The 20,713-nt window shown below is 69.2% G+C and carries 17 protein-coding genes and 1 tRNA gene; 9 read left to right on the top strand and 9 right to left on the bottom strand.

Translation table 11 applies throughout. From position 1 onward, the window contains the following. Window positions 1–86 precede the first annotated feature (86 nt). Window positions 87–1,949: an assimilatory sulfite reductase (NADPH) flavoprotein subunit gene (locus LAJ50_RS15930; protein WP_138651268.1), complete on the bottom strand. Its 1,863-nt coding sequence runs from the start codon at window positions 1,947–1,949 to the stop codon at window positions 87–89. 191 nt (window positions 1,950–2,140) lie between these two features. On the opposite strand from LAJ50_RS15930, the gene cysD reads away from it, so the two are divergent. From cysD to LAJ50_RS15915, 3 genes are all read left to right on the top strand, one after another. Then, complete coding sequence (gene cysD / locus LAJ50_RS15925) at window positions 2,141–3,052, top strand: sulfate adenylyltransferase subunit CysD (protein ID WP_138651269.1); 912 nt, start codon at window positions 2,141–2,143, stop codon at window positions 3,050–3,052. Next, the gene (cysN, locus tag LAJ50_RS15920) at window positions 3,052–5,037 is read left to right on the top strand and encodes a sulfate adenylyltransferase subunit CysN (protein ID WP_138651270.1); all 1,986 of its coding nucleotides are present in this window, start codon (window positions 3,052–3,054) and stop codon (window positions 5,035–5,037) included. Before cysD ends, cysN begins: the two co-directional genes overlap by 1 nt. 248 nt (window positions 5,038–5,285) lie before the next feature. Next, window positions 5,286–6,140, top strand: coding sequence for a TrmH family RNA methyltransferase (locus LAJ50_RS15915; RefSeq protein WP_138651271.1), 855 nt, complete (start codon window positions 5,286–5,288; stop codon window positions 6,138–6,140). Window positions 6,141–6,402: 262 nt separating this feature from the next. Here the strand turns inward: LAJ50_RS15915 and LAJ50_RS15910 are convergent, their stop codons facing one another. The 4 genes from LAJ50_RS15910 to LAJ50_RS15895 all read right to left on the bottom strand — a co-directional run bounded on the left by LAJ50_RS15910 (window position 6,403) and on the right by LAJ50_RS15895 (window position 9,399). Then, a complete protein-coding gene (locus LAJ50_RS15910) occupies window positions 6,403–7,812 on the bottom strand; it encodes a M28 family peptidase (RefSeq protein WP_138651272.1) in 1,410 nt (469 codons plus the stop codon). A gap of 73 nt (window positions 7,813–7,885) precedes the next feature. Then, entirely contained in the window at window positions 7,886–8,290 is a 405-nt protein-coding gene (gene mscL / locus LAJ50_RS15905; RefSeq protein ID WP_138651273.1) for a large-conductance mechanosensitive channel protein MscL, read from the bottom strand. A gap of 67 nt (window positions 8,291–8,357) precedes the next feature. After that, window positions 8,358–9,065: a fumarylacetoacetate hydrolase family protein gene (locus LAJ50_RS15900; protein ID WP_138651274.1), complete on the bottom strand. Its 708-nt coding sequence runs from the start codon at window positions 9,063–9,065 to the stop codon at window positions 8,358–8,360. A 58-nt stretch (window positions 9,066–9,123) separates the two neighbouring features. After that, on the bottom strand, window positions 9,124–9,399 hold the full coding sequence (locus LAJ50_RS15895) for a hypothetical protein (protein WP_130523294.1): 276 nt from the start codon (window positions 9,397–9,399) through the stop codon (window positions 9,124–9,126). Between the two features lie 82 nt (window positions 9,400–9,481). On the opposite strand from LAJ50_RS15895, the gene LAJ50_RS15890 reads away from it, so the two are divergent. Beyond that, window positions 9,482–9,805 (top strand): Rieske (2Fe-2S) protein, encoded by a 324-nt coding sequence (locus LAJ50_RS15890; protein ID WP_130550076.1) that lies wholly within the window; start codon window positions 9,482–9,484, stop codon window positions 9,803–9,805. 23 nt (window positions 9,806–9,828) lie between these two features. Here the strand turns inward: LAJ50_RS15890 and LAJ50_RS15885 are convergent, their stop codons facing one another. Genes LAJ50_RS15885 through trmB form a run of 3 tightly spaced genes read right to left on the bottom strand, consistent with a single transcriptional unit; the run spans window position 9,829 to window position 12,867 of the window. Further along, complete coding sequence (locus LAJ50_RS15885; protein WP_130550075.1) at window positions 9,829–10,209, bottom strand: ACT domain-containing protein; 381 nt, start codon at window positions 10,207–10,209, stop codon at window positions 9,829–9,831. 24 nt (window positions 10,210–10,233) lie between these two features. Then, window positions 10,234–12,096 carry an SLC13 family permease gene (locus LAJ50_RS15880; protein ID WP_130550074.1) on the bottom strand — a complete coding sequence of 621 codons (1,863 nt, stop codon included), beginning with the start codon at window positions 12,094–12,096 and terminating at the stop codon, window positions 10,234–10,236. 36 nt (window positions 12,097–12,132) lie between these two features. Then, entirely contained in the window at window positions 12,133–12,867 is a 735-nt protein-coding gene (trmB, locus tag LAJ50_RS15875; RefSeq protein WP_138651275.1) for a tRNA (guanosine(46)-N7)-methyltransferase TrmB, read from the bottom strand. Window positions 12,868–13,271: 404 nt separating this feature from the next. Between trmB and LAJ50_RS15870 the strand changes: the two genes are divergently transcribed. The 5 genes from LAJ50_RS15870 (at window position 13,272) to ligD (ending at window position 19,721) form a co-directional block, all read left to right on the top strand. Then, window positions 13,272–15,068: an autotransporter domain-containing protein gene (locus LAJ50_RS15870; protein ID WP_171044528.1), complete on the top strand. Its 1,797-nt coding sequence runs from the start codon at window positions 13,272–13,274 to the stop codon at window positions 15,066–15,068. A 105-nt stretch (window positions 15,069–15,173) separates the two neighbouring features. Further along, window positions 15,174–15,247, top strand: a tRNA-Gly gene (locus LAJ50_RS15865). A gap of 823 nt (window positions 15,248–16,070) precedes the next feature. Next, window positions 16,071–16,862: an exodeoxyribonuclease III gene (gene xth, locus LAJ50_RS15860; protein WP_138651277.1), complete on the top strand. Its 792-nt coding sequence runs from the start codon at window positions 16,071–16,073 to the stop codon at window positions 16,860–16,862. Between the two features lie 87 nt (window positions 16,863–16,949). Further along, window positions 16,950–17,126: a DUF3606 domain-containing protein gene (locus LAJ50_RS15855; RefSeq protein ID WP_138651278.1), complete on the top strand. Its 177-nt coding sequence runs from the start codon at window positions 16,950–16,952 to the stop codon at window positions 17,124–17,126. A 15-nt stretch (window positions 17,127–17,141) separates the two neighbouring features. After that, complete coding sequence (gene ligD / locus LAJ50_RS15850; RefSeq protein WP_138651279.1) at window positions 17,142–19,721, top strand: DNA ligase D; 2,580 nt, start codon at window positions 17,142–17,144, stop codon at window positions 19,719–19,721. A 141-nt stretch (window positions 19,722–19,862) separates the two neighbouring features. Here the strand turns inward: ligD and LAJ50_RS15845 are convergent, their stop codons facing one another. Beyond that, window positions 19,863–20,474, bottom strand: a complete 612-nt coding sequence (locus tag LAJ50_RS15845; RefSeq protein WP_138651280.1) for a DUF4142 domain-containing protein — start codon at window positions 20,472–20,474, stop codon at window positions 19,863–19,865. Window positions 20,475–20,713: the final 239 nt, after the last annotated feature.

Genomic DNA, 20,713 nt, shown 5'->3' with positions numbered 1-20,713 from the left:
GATTGGGGATTGGGGATTGGCAAAGGCAAGGGCGAGCGGGCGGCTGCGGACATCGCATCCCCAATCCCGAATCCCCAGTCCCCGTCCTAATAGACATCGCGCGCATACCGCCCCTCCGTCTGCAGCGTGGTGAGGTAGTCGTGCGCGGCATCGGCGTCCAGGGCGCCGTGTTCGGCGACGATGTCGCTCAGGGCGGCGTGCACGTCCTTGCCCATGGCGATCGAGCCGCACACGTAGAAGTGCGCGCCGGACTGCAGCCAGTCGAAGACCTCGCGGCCGCGTTCGCGCAGCCGGTGCTGCACGTACAGCTTGTCGGCCTGGTCGCGCGAGAACGCCAGGTCCAGCCGGTCCAGCTCGCCGCGCTTGAGCGCGTCCTGCCATTCGCTCTGGTAGAGGAAACCGCTGTTGAAGTGCTGCGCGCCGAAGAACAGCCAGTTGCGGCCGCTCGCACCGGTCTCGGCCCGCTCCTGCACGAAGGCGCGGAACGGCGCCACGCCGGTGCCGGGGCCGACCATGAGGATGTCGCGCGCGCCGTCCGCCGGCACGCGGAAGCGGTCGTTGGCTTCGATGTAGACCGGCGCGCGGTCGCCTTCGGCCAGCCCGGCCAGGAAGCCGCTGGCCGAGCCGCTGTGCGCGTGGCCGTGCGCGTGGTAGCCCAGCACGTCCACGGTCAGGTGGACCTCCTCGCCCACGCGCTTGCGGCTGGAGGCGATGGAATACAGGCGCGGCGCCAGCGGCCGCAGCGCGGCCAGCAACTCGCCCACGTTCCAGTCCACCGGCCAGCGGCGCAGCACGTCGATCACCTGGTGGCTGGAGAGCAGGGCGGAGAGGTCGGCGTTGCCGGGGGCGAGCAGGTCTTCCAGCTCGCGCGCGCCGGCCAGGCGCGCGTGCGCGGCCAGGAACGGGCGCGAGAGCTTGCTCAGCTCACGATGCCCGGCCAGCCACTCGCGCACGCTGCGCTGGGTGCCATCGACATGGTGGGCGGCGTCGCCGTCCAGCTTGAGCGCCGCCAGCAGGGGCTCGACCAGCGCGTCGGGATTGCGGTGCACGATGCCCAGCGCATCGCCGGGCTCGTAGCTCAGGCCGCTGCCTTCCAGCGACAGCTCGATGTGGCGCACCTGCTTGTCCGGCGCGCCGTGGCGGCCGAAGGCCGGGCCCTTGAAGTCGCGGCCGGCGATGGGCTGGTTGGCCAGCACCTCGGCCTGGAACGGCGCGCTGGGCGAGACCGCCTGGGCCGCCGGCGCCGGGCGGAGCGGGGTGACCTTGGCGCTGGGCGCGGCCGGGGCGGTCTTGAGGACCTTGCGGGCCTGCTCCAGGGCCTGCTCGCGCCAGGGCTGGGCGACGGTGTCGATGTCCAGGTCGGCCTCGCCGGCCGGCAGCAGGCGGATGGCGCCCAGCTCGGCCAGGCGCGCGTCCAGGCGCCGGGAGATGCCGCAGAAGTCGGCATAGCTCGAGTCGCCCAGGCCAAGCACGGCGAACTTCAGCTCCGGCAGCCTGGGCGCGCGGCGGCCGAGTAGGAATTCGCTGAATCCGATCGCATCGTCCGGCGGATCGCCCTCGCCCTGGGTGCTGATCACCAGGTAGAGCAGGCGCTCGGCGGCCAGTTCGCGCGTGGCATAGGCGTCGGTGCGCACCAGGCGCACGGCCAGGCCGGCGCCTTCCAGCGCGGCGGCCAGGGCCTCGGCGGCGCGCTTGGCATTGCCGGTCTGGCTGCCGTACAGCACGGTGGCCCGCTCGCCTGTCCCCGTAGCGGGCGCCGCCGCGCTGGCGGCCGCGCCCTGCAGCAGGGCCAGGTGGGGCGCCGGGTGCGCGGCCTGGGCCAGGCCGGCGGTGAAGCCGGACAGCCACCACAGCGAGGCGCTGTCCAGGCCATCGACCACCCGTGCCAGCAGCGCCTTGCGGTCGTCGGGCAAGGGGCCGGCAGCCAGCGCGGGGGGTACAGCGGACATCGCGATTCCGTAGAGCGGCGTGTGGGAGCCTCGATGCTAGGCGCCGCCGTCACATGGCTGAAAGGATGCAGGGTTATGGGCTTATGCTCCGTGCTTATTTCGTCCGGGAATAAGCGGTGCCAATACTGCCGCCCCACCGTCCGAGCCCGGTCCCCGCTGCGTCCGGGCCCCGTTCCTCTCCATCCGAGCCGATGAGCGCTGTGCCCACCCTGTCCCATCTCGACCGCCTGGAGGCCGAGAGCCTCCACATCCTGCGCGAGGTGGCCGCCGCGTTCCGCAACCCGGTGATGCTGTATTCGGTCGGCAAGGATTCCTCGGTGCTGCTGCACCTGCTGCTCAAGGCCTTCGCCCCGGCGGTGCCGCCGATCCCGCTGCTGCACGTGGACACGCGCTGGAAGTTCCGCGAGATGATCGCCTTCCGCGACCGTCGCGCCGCCGAGACCGGCGTCGAGCTGCGCGTGCACATCAACCCGGATGGCGTGGCGCAGAACGTCGGTCCGTTCAGCCACGGCGCCACGGTCCATACCGACATCATGAAGACCCAGGGCCTGAAGCAGGCGCTGGACCAGCACAGGTTCGACGCGGCCATCGGCGGCGCGCGTCGCGACGAGGAGAAGGCGCGGGCCAAGGAACGCGTGTTCTCTTTCCGCAACGACAGGCACCGCTGGGATCCCAAGCACCAGCGCCCCGAGCTGTGGAACCTCTACAACGCCCGCATTCACCCCGGCGAGAGCGTACGCGCCTTCCCCTTGAGCAACTGGACCGAGCTGGACATCTGGCTCTACATCTACCGCGAGCGCATCCCGGTGGTGCCGCTGTACTTCGCCGCCGAGCGCCCGGTCGTTGAACGCGACGGGGCGCTGATCATGGTCGACGACGAACGCCTGCCGCTGCGCGAGGGCGAAGTGCCGCAGCTGAAGTCGGTGCGCTTCCGCACGCTGGGCTGCTACCCGCTGACCGGCGCGATCGAGTCGCAGGCCGACACCCTGGAGAAGATCATCGCCGAGATGCTGGTGGCCACCAGCTCCGAACGCCAGGGCCGCGTGATCGACCAGGACCCGGGCGCGTCGATGGAGCAGAAGAAGCTGGAAGGGTATTTCTGATGGAAGGCAGGGATTCGGGATTGGGGATTGGGGATTCGCAGAAGCGGGGCCTGCCGGCGGATGCGGCAAAGGGAGGAAGCGCCGTTGCCAATCCCGAATCCCGAATCCCCAATCCCGACGGCGCAGCCGTCAAAGCCTACCTGCGGCAGCACGAATCCAAGCCGCTGCTGCGCTTCATCACCTGCGGCAGCGTGGACGATGGCAAGAGCACGCTGATCGGGCGCCTGCTGCACGACAGCAAGCGGTTGTTCGACGACCAGCTGGCCGCGCTGGAAAGCGACAGCCGCCGCCACGGCACGCAGGGCGCGCGCATCGACTATGCGCTGCTGCTCGACGGCCTGGCCGCCGAGCGCGAGCAGGGCATCACCATCGACGTGGCCTACCGCTACTTCGATACCGAGCGGCGCAAGTACATCGTGGCCGACTGCCCCGGCCACGCGCAGTACACGCGCAACATGGCCACCGGCGCCTCCACCGCCGACGTGGCCGTGGTGCTGGTCGATGCGCGCAAGGGCCTGCAGACCCAGACGCGCCGGCACAGCTACATCGTCTCGCTGCTGGGCCTGCGGCACGTGGTGCTGGCGGTGAACAAGATGGATCTGGTCGACTTCGACCAGGCCGTGTTCGACGCCATCGCGCGCGACTACCAGGCGCTGGCCGCGCAGCTGGGCATCGCGCAGGTGCAGGCGATCCCGCTCTCGGCGCTGGAAGGCGACAACCTGTCCAGCCGCTCGTCGCGCACGCCCTGGTATGCCGGACCCAGCCTGCTCGAACACCTGGACACGCTGACCCTGGACGACGCGACGGAGACGCTCGGCCTGCGCCTGCCGGTGCAGTACGTCAACCGCCCGAACGCGAACTTCCGCGGCTTCGCCGGCACCATCGCCGCCGGTGAGGTGCGCCCGGGCGAGGCGGTGGTGGTGCTGCCCTCGGCGCGCCGTTCGACCGTGGCCAGGGTGCTGGACGCCAATGGCGATGTGGCATTGGCCCGCGCCGGGCAGGCGGTGACGTTGACCCTGGCCGACGAGATCGACATCAGCCGCGGCGACGTGATCGCCGCCGCCGGCGATCCGCCGGAGGTATCCGACCAGTTCGCCGCGCACCTGCTGTGGATGGACGATGCGCCGCTGCTGCCGGGCCGCCCGTACTGGCTGCAGATCGGCGCGCGCACCGTGCCGGCCAGCGTCAGCGAGATCAAGCACCGCATCGACGTGAACACCCAGGAGGCGCTGGCCGCCAAGCGCCTGGAACTCAATGAAGTCGGCGTGTGCAACCTGTCGCTGGACGCGCCGATCGCCTTCGAGCCGTATGCGCGCAACCGCGCGCTGGGCGGCTTCATCCTGATCGATCGCCAGACCAACGCCACCGTCGGCGCGGGTACGCTGGACTTCGCCCTGCGCCGCGCCGGCAACGTGCACTGGCAGCATCTGGACGTGGACAAGGCCGCGCGGGCGCGGATCAAGGGCCAGACCCCGCGCGTGCTGTGGTTCACCGGCCTGTCCGGCGCCGGCAAGTCCACCATCGCCAACCGCGTCGAGAAGCGGCTGCACGCCTCGGGCCACCACACCTTCCTGCTCGACGGCGACAACGTGCGCCATGGCCTGAATCGCGACCTGGGCTTCACCGACGAGGACCGCGTGGAGAACATCCGGCGCGTGGCCGAGGTCGCGCGGCTGATGGCCGACGCCGGGCTGATCGTGCTGGTGAGCTTCATCTCGCCGTTCCGCGCCGAGCGGCGCATGGCGCGCGAACGCTTCGCGCCGGGCGAGTTCGTCGAGGTGTTCGTCGATGTGCCGCTGGCCGTGGCCGAGGCGCGCGACGTCAAGGGCCTGTACGCCAAGGCGCGCGCCGGCAAGATCCCCAACTTCACCGGCATCGACTCGCCCTACGAGGCCCCCGAGGCACCGGAACTGCACCTGCACGCCGCCGAGGAATCCACCGACCAGATGGCCGAGCGCGTCCTGGTCCACCTCGGCCTGGGCTGACCGAGGGTCGGGGTGGCAGCCGCGATAGCGGCGATGGGCTTCCGCAGGCGACCCACCTCTTCGCCTGTGTAGCCACGGCGGGCTTGAAGCGTGCAAGAACAGCGGCCTGAAGCCACCAGGCACCCCGCGCCGCGAAAAGCAGGCCCGGCCAACGCTTCGGGTAAGGTACGCATCCATCTGCAGCCACCGCCGTGCCCCGGCGGACGCCCCATGAAATCGTCGTTCTCCTCTTTCCCACCGGTGCCCGCATGACCGGTCCCTGGCAGAAGCTGCCCCCGCGCCGCCCGCCGGTCGCCCGCACGGCGCGCGATGCCGAGCGGGCGCCACACGAGGCGCCGCAGCCGCATGCGCGCCCCGCGCGGCGCGGCGAGGAGGTGCGCCTGTACGGCCTCAACGCGGTGCGCGCGCTGTTTGGCGCGCGGCCCGAGGCCCTGCGCAAGCTCTATCTGACCCAGGCGCGCGTGCCGGCGCTCAAGCCGATCCTGGCCTGGTGCGTGGCCAACCGCGTGGGCTACCGCGTGGTCGAGGAGGGCGACCTGGACAAGCTCGCCGCCAGCAGCCACCACGAGGGCGTCGTGGCCGATGTGCTGCGGCGCGCGCCGCTGTCGTTGACGGACTGGCTCGCGGCACTGCCCGCCGGCCCGGCGCTGGCGCTGTGGCTGGACGGGGTGGGCAACCCACACAACTTCGGCGCGATCCTGCGCTCGGCCGCGCACTTCGGCGTGGCCGGCGTGCTGCTGCCGCAGGATTCGCCGCTGGCCCTGTCCGGCGCCGCCGCGCGCGTGGCCGAAGGCGGCGCCGAAGCGGTGACGCTGGTGCAGGCCGGTGCGGCGGCGGATGCGTTCGCGCCGCTGCGCGCCGCAGGCTTCGGCCTGGCCGCCACGCTGGTGCATGGCGGTGACGACCTGTTCGCCGCGCGGCTGCCGCAGCGGCTGGTCTACGTGATGGGCGCCGAAGGCGAAGGCATGGACCGCGGCCTGGCCAAGGCCTGCGATCTGGCCCTGTCCATCCCCGGCACCGGCCGCGTGGAGAGCCTCAACGTCGCCGCCGCCACCGCGGTGCTGCTGGCGCAGTGGGCAAGCGGGCACGCGCGAGGCGGTTGATACGCGGTTGGGCAGGCGGTAGTAGGGCGTATGCCGTCAGGCGTGTTTAGTGCTGATCGACTTCGATGATGCTTGGTGGGAGCCGTCATGGCGGCTCCCACAGGGTCTATCGCTCGTCCTCGCGTTTGCGGGGAATAGCGCTGCTTGCCGGAAAAGCGAACGTCCATGGGTTCCCGCGTGCGCGGGAATGCCGGTAGGGGGCTATCGGCGGCGGCTTTGGGTGTGCGCAGTCGAGCGCTACGGCAAGTAGCGAACCCGAGACTCAGTGCGCTTCCTTGTTCGCTCCCGCCGGCACCGGCGCACTGCCGAAATCGCCCTTCGCTTCCGCCGCCAGGTACAGGAACACCGCATAGGCGGCCACGTTCTGCGCCAGGACCTTCGGATCGATCTTGTCCAGCGTGTCGTCCGCGTTGTGGTGCAGGTCGAAGTAGTCGGTGCCGTCATGGCCCAGCCACGCCCAGCGCATGCCGAGCTGGGCCATGGGGCCGATGTCCGATTCCGGATCGCCCTGGCCCGGCAGGTAAGCCACGTCCAGCGGCTTGAGCGCGGCGGCGATCGTCTCGATCGCGCCCTTGGCATGCGCATCGGCATTGCTGCTGAAGCCATAGATGTGCCCGGCGCCGAAGTCGCTCTCGGCGGCGATGACGTGCTGGGCGATCTCCTTGGCGTGCGCCTGCGCGTAGGCGCGGCCGCCGTACAGGCCCTGCTCCTCGTTGGCGAAGGCGACCACGCGAAGCGTGCGCGCCGGGCGCAGCTGGCCGGCGAGCCTGGCGGCCGCCATGGAGATGCCGATGCCGGCCGCATCGTCGATGGCGCCCGTGCCCAGATCCCACGAATCCAGATGCCCGCCGGTCAGCACGATTTCGCCGGGCTTGCTGCGCCCGGTGATCTGGCCGATCACGTTGTAGCTGGTGGCCTGGCCGTCCCAGCCGCAGTCCAGCGCCAGGCGCACCTTGACCGGGCCGCGCGCGACCAGGCGCGCCAGCTGGTCGGCGTCGGGAATCGACACCGCCGCCGCCGGGATCGGCGTCAACCCGTCCTCGTAGCGGGTGATGCCGGTATTGACCACGCGATGCGGCGTGGTGCCGGCCGAGCGCATCAGGAAGCCGACCGCGCCCTTCTTGATCGCCTCCGACGGGCCACGCCCGCGGATGCCACCGCCATAGCGGTAGTCGCCGCCGTCCTGCTTCTTGTGCATCTGGAAGTCGACGAAGGCGATCTTGCCCGCCAGTGATCCGGCCGGCGCGGCCTGCAGCGCGTCCAGGTCGGCGAAGCGCACGATCTCGCCTTCGACCGTGCCGCCGGCGCTGCCGCCCAGCGCGGTCACCAGCAGCGGCTGCGCGTTGGCGCCCAGCACCTGCGCGTGTTCGCCGCGGCGCTCCCACTTGGGGAAGGTCACCGGCTCGGTCCAGACCTTGTCGAAGCCGAGCTGCTTGAACTTGGCCTGCGCCCACGCCACCGCACGCGCATCGGCCTCGCTGCCGGCCAGGCGCGGCCCGACTTCGGTGGTCAGCGATTCGACGACTTTCCAGCCGGTGTCGTCGGCCAGCGCCTGCTGGCGCAGGGCATCGGCGCGCTTGAGCGCGGCGTCGGGGATCGTGGTCGGGCTGGCGGCGTGCAGCGGGAGCGCGGCGCACAGCAACAGGGCGCAGGACAGGATCGAACGACGCATGCAGGCAGGCTCGCGAGTGGGGAAGCCGCGAGCTTAACAGCCGCGGCTTGCCTCGCTCGCGGCCGCCCGGGGATTACTTCTTCAGCGAGTCGCGGATCTCGCGCAGCAGCAGCACGTCTTCCGGCGTCGCGGCCGGCGCGGCTTCCTTCTTCGGCGCCAGACGGTTGATCGCCTTGACCACCAGGAAGATCGCGAACGCCACGATGATGAACTGCACCAGCGTATTGAGGAAATCACCGTAGCCGATCACCACCGCCGGGATCTCCTTGCCGTCCGCGCCGACGGTGGCCGGCTTGAGCACCCAGGCGAGCCGGGAGAAATCGATGCCGCCGATCAGCAGGCCGATGGGCGGCATGATGATCTTGTCCACCAGCGAGGTGACGATCTTGCCGAAGGCCGCACCGATCACCACACCGACCGCCAGGTCCACCACGTTGCCGCGCATGGCGAAGGTCTTGAATTCGCTGAGCATGCCCATCTCTCGTCTCTCCTGAAGGCTCGGGGGAAGGTCCGGCAACGTTACCGGACCCAACGTGCGCGCGGAGTCAAACGCCGATCGTGCCGCGCAGTTCGCCCACGCCATCGAGCGTGGCCACGAAGCGGTCGCCCCGCTGCAGCGCGCCCACGCCGGACGGCGTCCCCATGAACACCAGGTCGCCCGCCTTGAGCGCATAGAGCCTGGAGAGCTCGTGCAGGATCTCCGGCACGTTCCAGATCATGTCGTGCAGCGTGCCGCGCTGGCGCACCTGATCGTTGACGGTCAGCGCGATCACCGCGTCCTGCAGGTCCCCGGCCTGCGCGGCCGGCACGATCTCGCTGATCGGCGCCGAGTGGTCGAAGCCCTTGCCGGTGTCCCAGGGCAGGCCGGCCTTCTTGGCCGCGGCCTGCAGGTCGCGACGGGTCAGGTCCAGGCCCACGGCATAGCCGTAGATCAGCGCGTTGCCGGCCTCGCCTTCGAGCACGCCGGCCGGCGCGTCCTGGCCCAGCGCGACGACCAGCTCGACCTCATGGTGCAGGTCGGCCGTGCCGGGCGGGTAGGGGATGGTGCGATCGCCAGTGACGATGGCATCGGCCGGCTTGGAGAAGAAGACCGGCTGGCCGCGTTCGGCCTTCGAGGCCGGCGCGGTGGCGCCCATCTCGCGCGCATGGTCGGCGAAGTTGCGGCCGACGCAGTAGATGCGGTGCACCGGGAAGGTGCCACCGCCGCGCACCGGCACGCGCGCCTGCTCGGGCGCGGGAATCACATCGGACATCTGGGCGTTCCTCGATCACGCTAAAGAGGAACGCGAGTGTAAGGCGCTTGACGCGCCCTTAGTGCGAGAGGGGCAGCGCCTGCTTGCGCACGACCTGGTATTCGCCTTCAACCACGCGCTGCTGCGCGTGGGTCCGCGCCCGCGGGCGCAGCAGGCGATAGGCCATGCCGGCGGCCAGCATGGCCGCGCCGACGAACAGGCCGAAGAACACCAGCACCGCCAGCACCGCCAGCCCCAGCAGGCCGACGACCACGCGCAGCAGCGGATGCCGGGGCTTGCGCGGCGCGAACGCGTTGCGCAGACGCTGGGAGTCGAAGGAGAAGGTGCGGATCATGGGCTCGTGACAGAATGTGTGGCGAACGGATGCCAGTATGGCGAGCCGCCCGCCAGACGTGTGAAACCTTCGTTAAGTCCCCATGGATCCGATTCCTTTCGACAGTCTCGCTGACGGCCAGCCCGTCGAGGTGGAAGCCGCGCTCGAAGGCGGCGCCGAATCGCTGCTGTTGGTCCGCCAGGGGCCGCAGGTGCGGGCCTGGCGCAACGTCTGCCCGCACGCGGGCCGGCGCCTGGACTGGGCGCCGGGCAAGTTCCTGCTGACCAAGCAGGGCCATCTGGTGTGCGCGGCGCACGGGGCCACGTTCGAATTACAAGGTGGTCAATGTCTGTCCGGGCCGTGCCGCGGCGAGGCGTTGAGCCAGGTGCCGGTGCAGGTGCGCGACGGGCAGGTGGTGCTGGCCTAGCACCGCCCGGGATCGGACAGGGCCTAGTCCAGCACGGTGTGCCCGGCCGCGCGCAGGGCCGCGATGGCCGCCTCCAGCTGCGACTGCTTGACCAGCACGTAGTCGGTGTCGAAGGTCGAGACGGCGAAGATGCCGACGCCGGCCTGCGCCAACGGCTGCAGCACCTGGGCCAGGATGCCGGTGAGTTCGAAGGCGAACGGCCCGTGCAGCATCAGCGTGCGCCAGCCGCGCTCGCACTGCACATCCTCCGGGACGCGGCCCTCTTCGCAGACGATGGACAGTTCCTCGTCGGTCCAGCTGATGTGCGTCTGCGCGGCCGGCGCGCACCAGTCCGGCAGGGCGGCGCCGGCCGGCAGGCGGCACACCGCGGAGGTCAACCCCAGCAGGCGCAGCGTCAGCGCCATGGCGCGCGCTCCGGGCGACCGCACTCAGGCACGGGTCGCCCACCACGACATCAGGTTGACCATCGCCACCACCACGCAGGTATAGATCAGCGACATCGGCCCGCCCACGCGCCACATCTGCCGCGCGGTGTAGTTGGCCGGGCCGGTGACCATGGAGATCACCGGGTTGGAGGCGGTCATCAGGTTGTTGGACGCCGACAGCGCGGTGATCAACGCGAACGAGGTCGGGTTGCCGCCGGCCGCCAGCGCCAGGCTGATGGCGATGGGCACCATCACGATGGTCGCGCCGACATGGCTGATCACCAGCGAGAAGGCCGTGGTCAGCAGCGCGATGGCGATCTCCAGCACCCACACCGGCAGGCCGTCGGGCAGGCGCTCGATGGTGTGGCCGGCGACCCAGGCCGCCGCGCCGCTGGAGTCCATCGCCCAGCCCAGCGGGATCAGCCCGGCCATCAGGAACACGGTCTTCCAGTTGATCGCCGCATAGGCCTCGTCCATGCGCAGCACGCCGGTCAGCAGCATGCCGGCCACGCCGGTCATCAGGATCAGCGCCACCGGGATGTGCGAGGTCAGCGCGATGATGATGGTCAGGGCGAAAATCGCCATGGCGATCTTGAACTTGTGCGGGCGCTGCTCGCCCTTGGGATAGTCGGTGACCACCACGAAGTCGCCGCCCTTGGCCGCGGCGGCCAGGTCCTGCCAGATGCTGTGGAACACCAGCATGTCGCCGGCGCGCAGCGGCACCTTGCGCACGTCCTCGCGCAGCACCTTCTTGTCGCGGTTGATTGCCAGCAGGCTGATCCCAGCCTGCTTGCGCAGCGCCAGCTCGGCGGCGGTCTTGCCGATGAAGCGCGAGGTCGGCGGGATCACCGCCTCGGAGATGCCGGCGCGGCTGGGATTGAACAGGTCGCCGAAGTGGCGCAGGCGCGAGGACATGCGCAGGAACTGGTTCTGCGCGAAGTCGGCCACCTCGGCGCGCTTGCCCATCGCGCCCAGCACGCTGCCGACCCAGATGCGCATGTCCGCGGGCGGCGCCAGGCGCGTGTCGGTGCCGGTCTGAAGGGCCAGCATCAGCGGGGCGCCGTGCAGGGCCTCGGCCTCCCCCAGGGTCATGCCGACCAGCGCGCTGTCGGCGCTGACGGTCAGCTCGAACACCTCGCCCTCGATGCCGTAGGTGCTGGCGAAATAGCTCTCGGTGCGGGCCGGCGCGGCGGTGGCCGAGGGCGTGGTCTCGCGCTGCAGCTTGGCATCGCCGTAGAAGCGGAAGTACGCCAGCGAGGCCAACACCAGGGCCACGCCGATCGGCAGCGGCGCGAACATGCGCAGCGGCTCCAGCGTGGCCATGCCCGAGGGCAGGTTGTTGTTGGCCGAGATCATCAGGTCGTTGAGCAGGATCAGCGGCGAATTGCCGACCATGGTCAGCGCGCCGCCCATCACGATGGCCGAGGCGATCGGCAGCAGCAGGCGCTGCAGGTTGAGCGTGGTGCGCGAGGACAGGCGCGCTGCTACCGGCAGGTACAGCGCCATCACCGAGGGGTTCTGCATGAACGAGGAGTTGAGCCCCGCAATGGCCGTGGTCAGCAGCAGCAGCCGCTGTTCCACCCCATGTCCGCGCCGCAGCAGCCAGGACGCCAGCCGGTTCAGCGCGCCGGTGCGCTCCAGGCCCGCGCCGAGGATGGTGGTGGCGATGATGCTCATCACCGCGTTGCCGGAGAAGCCGCCGAAGATCTCCTCCGGCGCGACCAGGCCGGTCAGGCCCAGCACCACCAGCACCACCAGCGCGACCACATCGGCACGGATGCGCTCGAACAGGAACATCACCATGACGAAGCCGACCAGCCCCAGCACCAGGCGCATGTCGTTGGTCAGCGTCAGGCCGGTGTCCATTACGCGGCGCGTGCTCCGGCGGGCGAGGGCGGTTCGTCAGCAGCGGTCATAGAGCAGGTCCCAGACGCCGTGGCCGAGCTTCTGCCCGCGGGTCTCGAAATGGGTCTGCGGGCGCCAGTCCGGGCGCGGCACGCTGCCGCGCGCGCCGGCGCGGTTGCGCAGGCCGGGGGTGGCGTCGAGCACGTCCCACATATGCTCGGCGTAGGCCTCCCAGTCGGTGGCGCAGTGCAGGCGGCCGCCGGGCGCCAGCTTGCGCACCAGCAGCGCGGCGAATTCGGGCTGGACCAGCCGGCGCTTGTTGTGGCGCTTCTTGTGCCAGGGGTCGGGGAAGTAGATGCGCACCTCGTCCAGGCTGCCGTCGGCGACCTCGTTGCGCAGCACTTCCACCGCATCGTGGTGGTAGACGCGCACGTGGTCGCTGCCGTCGGCCTCCAGCGCATTGAGCAGCCGGCCCACGCCTGGGGCATGCACCTCGATGCCGAGATAGTCGCGCGACGGGTCCTGCCGGGCCGCGAAGCGCAGCGCATCGCCGTTGCCGGTGCCGATCTCCACCACCCGCGGCGCGGCGCGGCCGAACACCGCGTCGAAATCGCGCAGCTGGCCGGTGTAGTCCAGGCCGAAGCGCGGCCACTGCACGTCGAACGCGCGCTGCTGGGCCTCGGTGAAGCGCCCCTGGCGCAGCACGAAGCTGCGGATCTCGCGACGGCCTTCGGTGACGGTGAACGGCTTGGCCGGGGCCTTGGCGCCGGGGCTGGAGAACGGATCGGTCATCGGCCGATCGGTCCTGCCGCAGGGCGGGTGCGGCGGCCGGGCAGCGCGGTGCCGGCCGGCGTGAAGAGGTGGGAGAGGGACGACATGAGACGAATTATCGCCCAACTCGCTGTCAGGATCGCGGATGCGCTTCCAGACAATGGCGCGTGGGCTCGAGCGACCCTAGGCCCGGCATCCGCGCGCTCCCGGGGTCACGGCCGTGACCTCCCTTGTCGTCGCGTGCCGGCTTCCTGTCATTCCGTGGCGACGCGCATGCCGCAGTGCAGCGTGAGTTGCCGCAGCGCACGATGAACCATTGCCGCCAGTGCGCCGCCGTATGGCGGCCACCGCACTCTTGTTCTTCTTCTGATCCGTTGGAGGATCGCATGTCCGCACCCCGTTCCCTGTCCACCCTGTCCGCAGCGGTGGTCGTCGCGCTGGCCGCGTTCGCTGTCCCGGCGCAGGCCGAGCAGCCGGCCTATTCGCAGACCGTGTTCTTCGGCGACAGCCTGACCGACTCGGGTCACTTCCGCCCGGCCCTGATCCAGGTCGCCGGCCCCTCGGCGGCGATCGTCGGCCGTTTCACCACCAACCCGGGCCTGGTCTGGGGCGAGTACGTGGCCGACTTCTACGGCACCAACGCGGCCAGCGATAACCAGGGCGGCACCAATTACGCCGTGGGTGGCGCGCGGGTCAACGCCACGGTCAACACCGCGCTGGGTCCGGCGCCGTCGATCGTCTCGCAGGTGAACAGTTATCTGACCGCCACCGGTGGCGTGGCCGATGCCAAGGCGCTGTACACCGTCTGGGGCGGCGCCAACGACCTGTTCGCCGCGGCCCAGGCCCCGGCGCAGGCCCAGGCCATCATCGGCTCGGCGGTGACCGCGCAGGTGGGCGTGATCGGCCGGCTGCAGGCGGCCGGCGCGCAGTACGTGCTGGTGCCGACGATTCCGGACCTGGGCAAGACCCCGCAGTTCCTCGCGGGCGGCGCGGCCACTTCGGCCGCCGGTACGCAGCTGGCCACGGGCTACAACACCGCGCTGTTCAACGGCCTGGCCGCCTCTGGCCTGCGCGTGATTCCGCTGGACACCTTCACCCTGATCGACGAGGTCACCAGCAACCCGACCGCGTACGGCTTCACCAATGCCACCGGCACGGCCTGCGGCGCGATGTCCTCGGTGACCTGCAGCCCGCTCAACTACGTTACCCCGACCGCCAACACCGATTACGTGTTCGCCGACGGCGTGCATCCGAGCACCGCCGCGCACCAGCTGCTCGGCCAGTACGCGCTGTCGGTGCTGGAAGGCCCGCGCCAGATCGCCGTGCTGCCGCATTCGGCCTCGGTGATGGGCTATTCGCGCGCCGAGCGCGTGTCCATGCACGCCGATACCACCGGCCAGGCCCAGGGCTGGAGCTGGTGGGGCGACCTGCGGGCCGACCGCCAGCGCCAGCAGGACGGCGACCTGTATGACGGCACCACGCCGGCCGGGCTGTTCGGCGTCGATTGGGCACAGGACGGCTGGACCCTGGGCGCCTTCGCCGGCTACGGCAAGGGCAAGCAGGACTTCGGCCATTCCAGCGGCAAGTTCGACCAGGAAGACACCACCGCCGGTGTCTTCGCGCAGTGGGCCGGGCGCGGCGCCTGGGTCAACGCGCAGTTGAGCTACACCTGGCTGAGCTTCGATGTGACCCGCCAGATCCAGCTGGGCACGGCCACGCGCAAGCAGGAAGGCTCGCCGGACGGCAGCAACTTCACCGCGGCGATCAACGCCGGCTTCGACTTCAACCAGGAAGGCCGCTGGCACACCGGCCCGGTGCTGGGCCTGGTCTCGCAGACGATCAAGGTCGACGGCTACGACGAGAACAACCTGTCCTCGACCGCGCTGTCCTTCCCCAACCAGAAGTTCGACTCGCTGATCGGCAGCGCCGGCTGGCGCGCCAGCTTCGACATCTCGCCGACCTGGACCCCGTACGCGCAGGCGACCTACAACCGCGAGTTCGAGGACAGCCCCGCGCAGGCCTGGGCCTCGCTGCAGTCCATTCCCGGCGCGATGCGCTACGCGGTGCCGGGCGTGGACTTCGACCAGGACTACGGTGTGGTCGTGGTCGGCGCCCGCGGCCACGTCGCCGGCCTCAACGCCGACTTCGGCGCGCGCAGCACCATCGGCCAGAGCGGCGCCAACGACTCGGGCGTGTTCGTCAGCCTGGGCGGCAGCTTCTGATCCATCAGGTCCCGCCGGACCGCGCCGCCCGGCTCCGCGCCGGGCGGCGCATCGCCTGATGGCGTTGCGCCGGCCGCCGGCCAGCGCATAGACTGCCCACCCGACGCGGGTGTAGCTCAATGGTAGAGCTGTAGCTTCCCAAGCTACTGACGAGGGTTCGATTCCCTTCACCCGCTCCAGTTCCCTTGATCGCGCCTCATGCAATTGATTTCAAAGGGAATTTTTGCGGCGACATCCGTAAGCGATACCCACTTCAAAGGTATCGTCTGAAGTATCGTTCGTGCCCAAGCCCTATCTCCTGACGCGTCCATCGGGGCTTGTCGTTCGCTTCTTGGTTCCTGCTGATCTGCGAGGCCCGGTCGGCTCGCGCTTCATTGTTCGCCTTGGGCGCTCGTCGGGGCGGCCATGCGCGCCTAGTCGCCGTCAGCATGACCGTGGCACTCGCCTCCTCGTTCGACGCCGGGAAGTTGCTCGAACGCTCAGCGCGCCGCCGATAGCCGTTGGCGGCTGACACCATCGCCCAGAGCCGCTATCCGCTGCGCATCTTCCTTACGGTGACGAGCGACATTCCCGGCTCAACCATCAAGGTCGCTCACGCCCGCGCATGCCTGGATGCTGTCTGCTGGCAGCGTGAGCGCGCGACCATTGGGCCTGAATTCCGAGGCATGAGCGCGAAGTATCGTGGCTGGAGAAATAGGCTAGAGGTCTGATCCGGCAAGGCACAGGGATTGTCTGTGAGCGTGATGTCAGGGCGCAGGAAGAAGCGGCGGTATATACAGGGTCTCCGAATTCGCCATTGACTGTTCATTGGGAGATTGCGCACATGTGCGATCTAGATGACGCGCGCAACGCGTCCCGGAGAACGGGCTTTTGTGCCGTGCGCCGCTGCTTCGGGGCCTCAATGCAGCCGCACCCTGACAGCGGGTTGTCCCGCGCCAGCCATAGCGGACAGGTCCGTGGCTTCACCGCCGACGGCAAGCTGGCAAGCCTGCGGGAATAGCGATGCCAAAACGAAGGACCCTGAAACTGGCGACGTTCAACGTCAACGGCATCAACACCCGGTTGGCGAACTTGCTCCACTGGTTGGAGGAAGCCAAGCCCGACGTGGTCGCGCTTCAGGAACTGAAGGCAACCGACGCAGCGTTCCCTGCCCAGGCGCTTGAGGCGGCGGGCTACGGGGCGATCTGGCACGGGCAGCAGTCCTGGAACGGTGTGGCGTTGCTGGGCAGGCAGGCGCAACCCGTCGAGAGCCGCCGCGGCTTGCCGGGGGATCCGAGCGACAAGCAGAGCCGTTACATCGAAGCGGCCGTTCACGGCGTGGTGGTGGCCGGCCTGTATCTGCCCAACGGCAACCCGCAGCCGGGGCCGAAGTTCGACTACAAGCTGGCCTGGATGAAGCGGCTGGAACGGCACGCGAAGACCCTGGTGGCCTTGCCGCATCCGGTGGCCCTGATGGGCGATTTCAATGTCATTCCCACCGATCTCGACGTTTACGACCCGAAGTCGTGGAAGAAGAATGCCCTGATGCAGCCCGAGTCCCGGCAGGCATTTGACCGCCTGGTCGCGCAGGGGTGGACGGATGCCCTGCGCGAAGCCTTCGGTGAAGAGCGGATCTATACATTCTGGGACCACTTCCGACAGCACGCCGAGCGGGACCGGGGCCTGCGCATCGACCACCTCCTGCTCAATCCCGTCCTGGCCGGGGGCTTGGTCGAGGCGGGGGTGGATCAATGGGTCCGCCTGGAAGAACACGCGAGCGATCACGCCCCGACCTGGGTGACCGTGAGGGTCTGATCACATCCGGCAGACGAAGCCGGCGCTACAACCGTCTTGGGCCGACGCCGATTTTCAGGCCCCAATCCAACCCGCTTGGAGGACGAGATGAGCGACGACAAGAAGAACACCGGATCCCCTGACCGCGACCGCATCAACGTCAATGAGGACTATGAGCTGCAGTATTGGACCAAGACCCTCGGCGTGTCCGCCGACAAGCTGCGCGAGGCAGTGAAGGCGGTCGGCCCAACTTCGGCGGCGGTGCGCAAGTACCTGGGCAAGTAAGCCGGGGTTTCCGGCATGTCGCTGACCGAATACCGTCGGAAGCGGAGCTTCGACAAGACCAAGGAACCCGAGCCCGGGAAGGCGCTGCCGCAGGGGCAGCGGGCCATCTTCGTGGTCCAGCTCCACCACGCCAGCCGGCGGCATTACGACTTCCGGCTTCAGGTCGGCGACGCCCTCAAAAGCTGGGCCGTGCCCAAGGGGCCCAGCTACGACCCCAAGGTCAAACGGATGGCCGTGGAGGTGGAAGACCACCCTGTGGACTACGCCACGTTTGAAGGGGAGATCCCCAAGGGCGAGTACGGCGGTGGTCACGTCGCCCAATTCGATCATGGGGTTTGGGCGACTTCTGGAGATCCCGAGGCGCAGCTGGCCAAGGGCCACCTGCGCTTCGAACTGTTTGGCACCAAGCTCAAGGGCGGCTGGCACCTGGTGCGCTCGGGCAAGCCCGCCAGGCAGCCGCAGTGGCTGCTCTTCAAGGACGACGACGCCTTCGCCGGCACGGTGGAAGCCGACGACCTGCTCGGGGACGTGACCCAAGCCCCTGCCGCCGATCTGAAACGGGCCGGCAGTGGCAAAGAGCGCAAGAAGGGCCTCAAGGCCGTTGCAGCGCCGAAGAAGGGCCGTCGAAAGGATTGGGCGAAGAAGGCCGCGGCGCTGTCCAACGCCAAGCAGGCGAAGGCCCCTGATGGCCCCTTCGAGCTCCAGCTGGCCAAGCTGGGCGAGTCGCCGCCCAAGGGAGACCAGTGGGTCCACGAAATCAAATGGGACGGCTACCGAATCCTGGCCACGATCGCTGACGGCCAGGTGCGCCTCTGGTCCCGCAACGCGCTGGAGTGGACGGCCAAGATCCCCGAGATCAGGGACGCGGTGGCCGCGTTGGGCCTTCGATCCGGCGCGCTGGACGGCGAGCTCATCGCAGGCAGCGGCACGAAGGAGGACTTCAACCTCCTCCAAGCCACCTTGTCCGGCGAGCGCCAGGGCGCGCTCGCCTACGCGCTGTTCGACGTGCTGCACCTCGACGGGGTGGACGTCGCCGACGCGCCGTTGCTGGAGCGCAAGGCGCTGCTCAAGGAACTGCTGGACACAGGCCCTGCGGGGCACCTGGCTTTCAGCTCCCACGTCGTGGGAGACGGGGAGGCGGCGTATCGGCTGGCCGGCGAGCGCCACTTCGAAGGCATCATCTCCAAGCGCGCGGACCGGGCCTACCACCCGGGCCGGAGCGAGGATTGGAAGAAGACCAAGCAGTTGGCCTCGGAAGAGTTCGCCGTGGTCGGCTACACCGCGCCGAAGGGGAGCCGAACAGGCTTTGGTTCCCTGCTGCTGGCCAAGCCCGATCCCAAGCATGGGTGGCTCTACGTCGGCCGGGTCGGATCCGGCTTCAACGATGCGCTGATCAAGGAACTGACCCAGCTGATCGGCAAGGCCGGGAGCAAGACGCCCACCGCGCACGTGCCGACCAACGACACCGACCTGCGCGCAGCCACCTGGTTTGCGCCGCGCTTCGTCGTGGAAGTCTTCTACCGCGGCGTTGGCGGGCAGCAGCTGTTGCGCCAGGCCTCGCTGAAAACGGTGCGCCGCGACAAGGACGTGGCGGACCTGATGGATTCAGATCGCGGACCGACCGAGGAGGCGGCCACGCCGGCGGTCCCGGCCAAGGGGACGAAACGCGCCACCAAGGCAACCAGCGCCCACAAGCCCAGCAAGAAGCGCGCGCCGGCCGAGCGCGCATCGCCCAAGCTCTCGTCGCCCGGCAAGGTGCTCTTCCCCGAGGACAAGATCACCAAACAGCAGGTCTGGGACTACTACGAAGCGGTGATGCCGCACCTGCTGCCGGAGGTCATCGACCGGCCCTTGTCGATCATCCGTTGCCCCGCCGGCACCGGTCGGCCCTGCTTCTTCCAGAAGCACCACACCGCCGGGTTAGAACTGGTCGATTCGGTCCGGCTGAAAGAGGACAGCGGCATCAATGCCCACTATCTGGTGGTGCGCGATGCGGCGAGCCTGCTGGAACTCGTTCAGTTCAACGCCCTGGAATTCCACCCCTGGGGCAGTCGCGCCGAGGAGCCGGATCGCGCCGACCGGGTGGTGTTCGACCTGGACCCGGGGCCGGACGTGCCCTTCGAGGAGGTCAAAAAGGCGGCCACGGACATCCGCAAGCTCCTGGCCCAGCTGGAGTTGGAATCCTTCCTGCGCGTATCGGGCGGCAAGGGCCTCCACGTCGTGGTGCCACTGAACCCGGGATGCGACTGGGATCTGACCAAGCGTTTTGCCAAGGGCTTCGCCGACGCACTGTCCCAGTCGGAGCCACACCGGTTCCTGGCCACCGCCACCAAGCGCCTGCGCAACAAGCGGATCTTCGTGGACTACCTGCGCAACGGGCGCGGGGCGACAGCCGTGGCCTCCTATTCGCTGCGCGCGCGCCCCGGTGCGCCGGTCGCGATGCCGATCCCGTGGAGCGAGTTGCCCAAGCTCACGCGGGCCAATGCCTTCACCATCAAGGACGTGCCGGCGAAGTTGAAACGCCGCCGCAAGGATCCTTGGGAGGGCATCGATACCATCCAGCAGAACCTGGCGCGGTGGGCTGAACGGGACTGAAGACTCAGTAAGAAGGCAGCGATGGGCAGGCGCCCAAGGCGTTGTGCGACCCGTCCCCGCCGCGGCAGGGCGACGGGCCGATGGGCTTGTCTTCGCAAGCCATTGGAGCGCCAGCCAACGGACTGGCGCCCCATGCGTGGATCAGCTGGACGACTGAAGCGCTTTGGCTTCTTCGAGGTGCTGGGCCACAGCGGCACGCGTTTTTTCGAGGTGAAGTTTTACCTCCGACGACTTCGCCAGAGGCAGGAGCTTGTCGTCGATGGCCTTGAGCGCCTCGGTATGGCCTTTCACCATCGCCTCCACGTAGGCCTTGGCGTAATCGGCTTTGTGCTCGCCCAACGCGGCAAGTTCCGCTTCGCCCTTGGTCTTCTGCGCCGTGGCGGGTGCCGAGTCGCGCGGCGGTCCCAGCTGCTGGATCTGTTCGTCGTTCTCGGAGTGGTCCTTGACCATCATCGCCGCGTAGGCGGCGACCTTGGGTGGCAGTTGCCGGCTCTGCGCCTGCTGGCCCGCCGCAATCTCGTGCTGATTGATCGCGGAAAGAACCCCCAGGGCCTCCGAGTCGCCATCGGAGAGCGGGCTGGCGGCGGTTTTCTGCAGGTCTGTCGCAGCCGTGCCATCGCCTTGTCTTGGTTCGTTGTTCGTCTGCTGGCTGGCATCAGGTCCGGTTGTAGTGTCTGGCGTGCCGGGTTTATCTGCGTTGGAGCAAGCCGCCAAGGCGGCGACGACGAGGGTGCTGAGCAAGGTGACGCGCATAGGATGTCTCCCGAGTTGAGAATCGACGCTATTCCCGGGAGCGTTACCGCCCCATGCAGCATGGCGTCGCCGCCCCTTCTCAGGGCCTGAACGTCAGCCAGTGGCTGTGACGATGGCCGGAGCGGCGCCGCGCCGCGGAGAACGACAACGCCGGTCCCCGTTGACCCGGCACGTCGTCGAGGCGTATCGCGCGATCGCGCTGCGCGCGGGCGCTCCGCCTCGATGGCCCGCCACCCAAG

This window comes from Pseudoxanthomonas sp. X-1, assembly GCF_020042665.1.
GTDB classification, from domain to species: Bacteria; Pseudomonadota; Gammaproteobacteria; order Xanthomonadales; family Xanthomonadaceae; genus Pseudoxanthomonas_A; species Pseudoxanthomonas_A spadix_A.
Note: the sequence above shows the minus strand (reverse complement) of the source record. Positions and strands in the feature narration are given on the sequence as shown.

Coding starts and splice junctions, on each gene's coding strand:
- LAJ50_RS15900 (WP_138651274.1), bottom strand. CDS start 9,065: ATGTCCGATGTGATTCCCGCGCCCGAGCAGGCGCGCGTGCCGGTGCGC.
- LAJ50_RS15895 (WP_130523294.1), bottom strand. CDS start 9,399: ATGATCCGCACCTTCTCCTTCGACTCCCAGCGTCTGCGCAACGCGTTC.
- xth (WP_138651277.1), top strand. CDS start 16,071: ATGCCAAAACGAAGGACCCTGAAACTGGCGACGTTCAACGTCAACGGC.
- LAJ50_RS15880 (WP_130550074.1), bottom strand. CDS start 12,096: ATGGACACCGGCCTGACGCTGACCAACGACATGCGCCTGGTGCTGGGG.
- LAJ50_RS15885 (WP_130550075.1), bottom strand. CDS start 10,209: ATGGCGCTGACGCTGCGCCTGCTGGGGTTGACCTCCGCGGTGTGCCGC.
- LAJ50_RS15855 (WP_138651278.1), top strand. CDS start 16,950: ATGAGCGACGACAAGAAGAACACCGGATCCCCTGACCGCGACCGCATC.
- LAJ50_RS15845 (WP_138651280.1), bottom strand. CDS start 20,474: ATGCGCGTCACCTTGCTCAGCACCCTCGTCGTCGCCGCCTTGGCGGCT.
- LAJ50_RS15910 (WP_138651272.1), bottom strand. CDS start 7,812: ATGCGTCGTTCGATCCTGTCCTGCGCCCTGTTGCTGTGCGCCGCGCTC.
- trmB (WP_138651275.1), bottom strand. CDS start 12,867: ATGACCGATCCGTTCTCCAGCCCCGGCGCCAAGGCCCCGGCCAAGCCG.
- cysD (WP_138651269.1), top strand. CDS start 2,141: ATGAGCGCTGTGCCCACCCTGTCCCATCTCGACCGCCTGGAGGCCGAG.
- cysN (WP_138651270.1), top strand. CDS start 3,052: ATGGAAGGCAGGGATTCGGGATTGGGGATTGGGGATTCGCAGAAGCGG.
- LAJ50_RS15890 (WP_130550076.1), top strand. CDS start 9,482: ATGGATCCGATTCCTTTCGACAGTCTCGCTGACGGCCAGCCCGTCGAG.
- LAJ50_RS15915 (WP_138651271.1), top strand. CDS start 5,286: ATGACCGGTCCCTGGCAGAAGCTGCCCCCGCGCCGCCCGCCGGTCGCC.
- LAJ50_RS15930 (WP_138651268.1), bottom strand. CDS start 1,949: ATGTCCGCTGTACCCCCCGCGCTGGCTGCCGGCCCCTTGCCCGACGAC.
- mscL (WP_138651273.1), bottom strand. CDS start 8,290: ATGGGCATGCTCAGCGAATTCAAGACCTTCGCCATGCGCGGCAACGTG.
- ligD (WP_138651279.1), top strand. CDS start 17,142: ATGTCGCTGACCGAATACCGTCGGAAGCGGAGCTTCGACAAGACCAAG.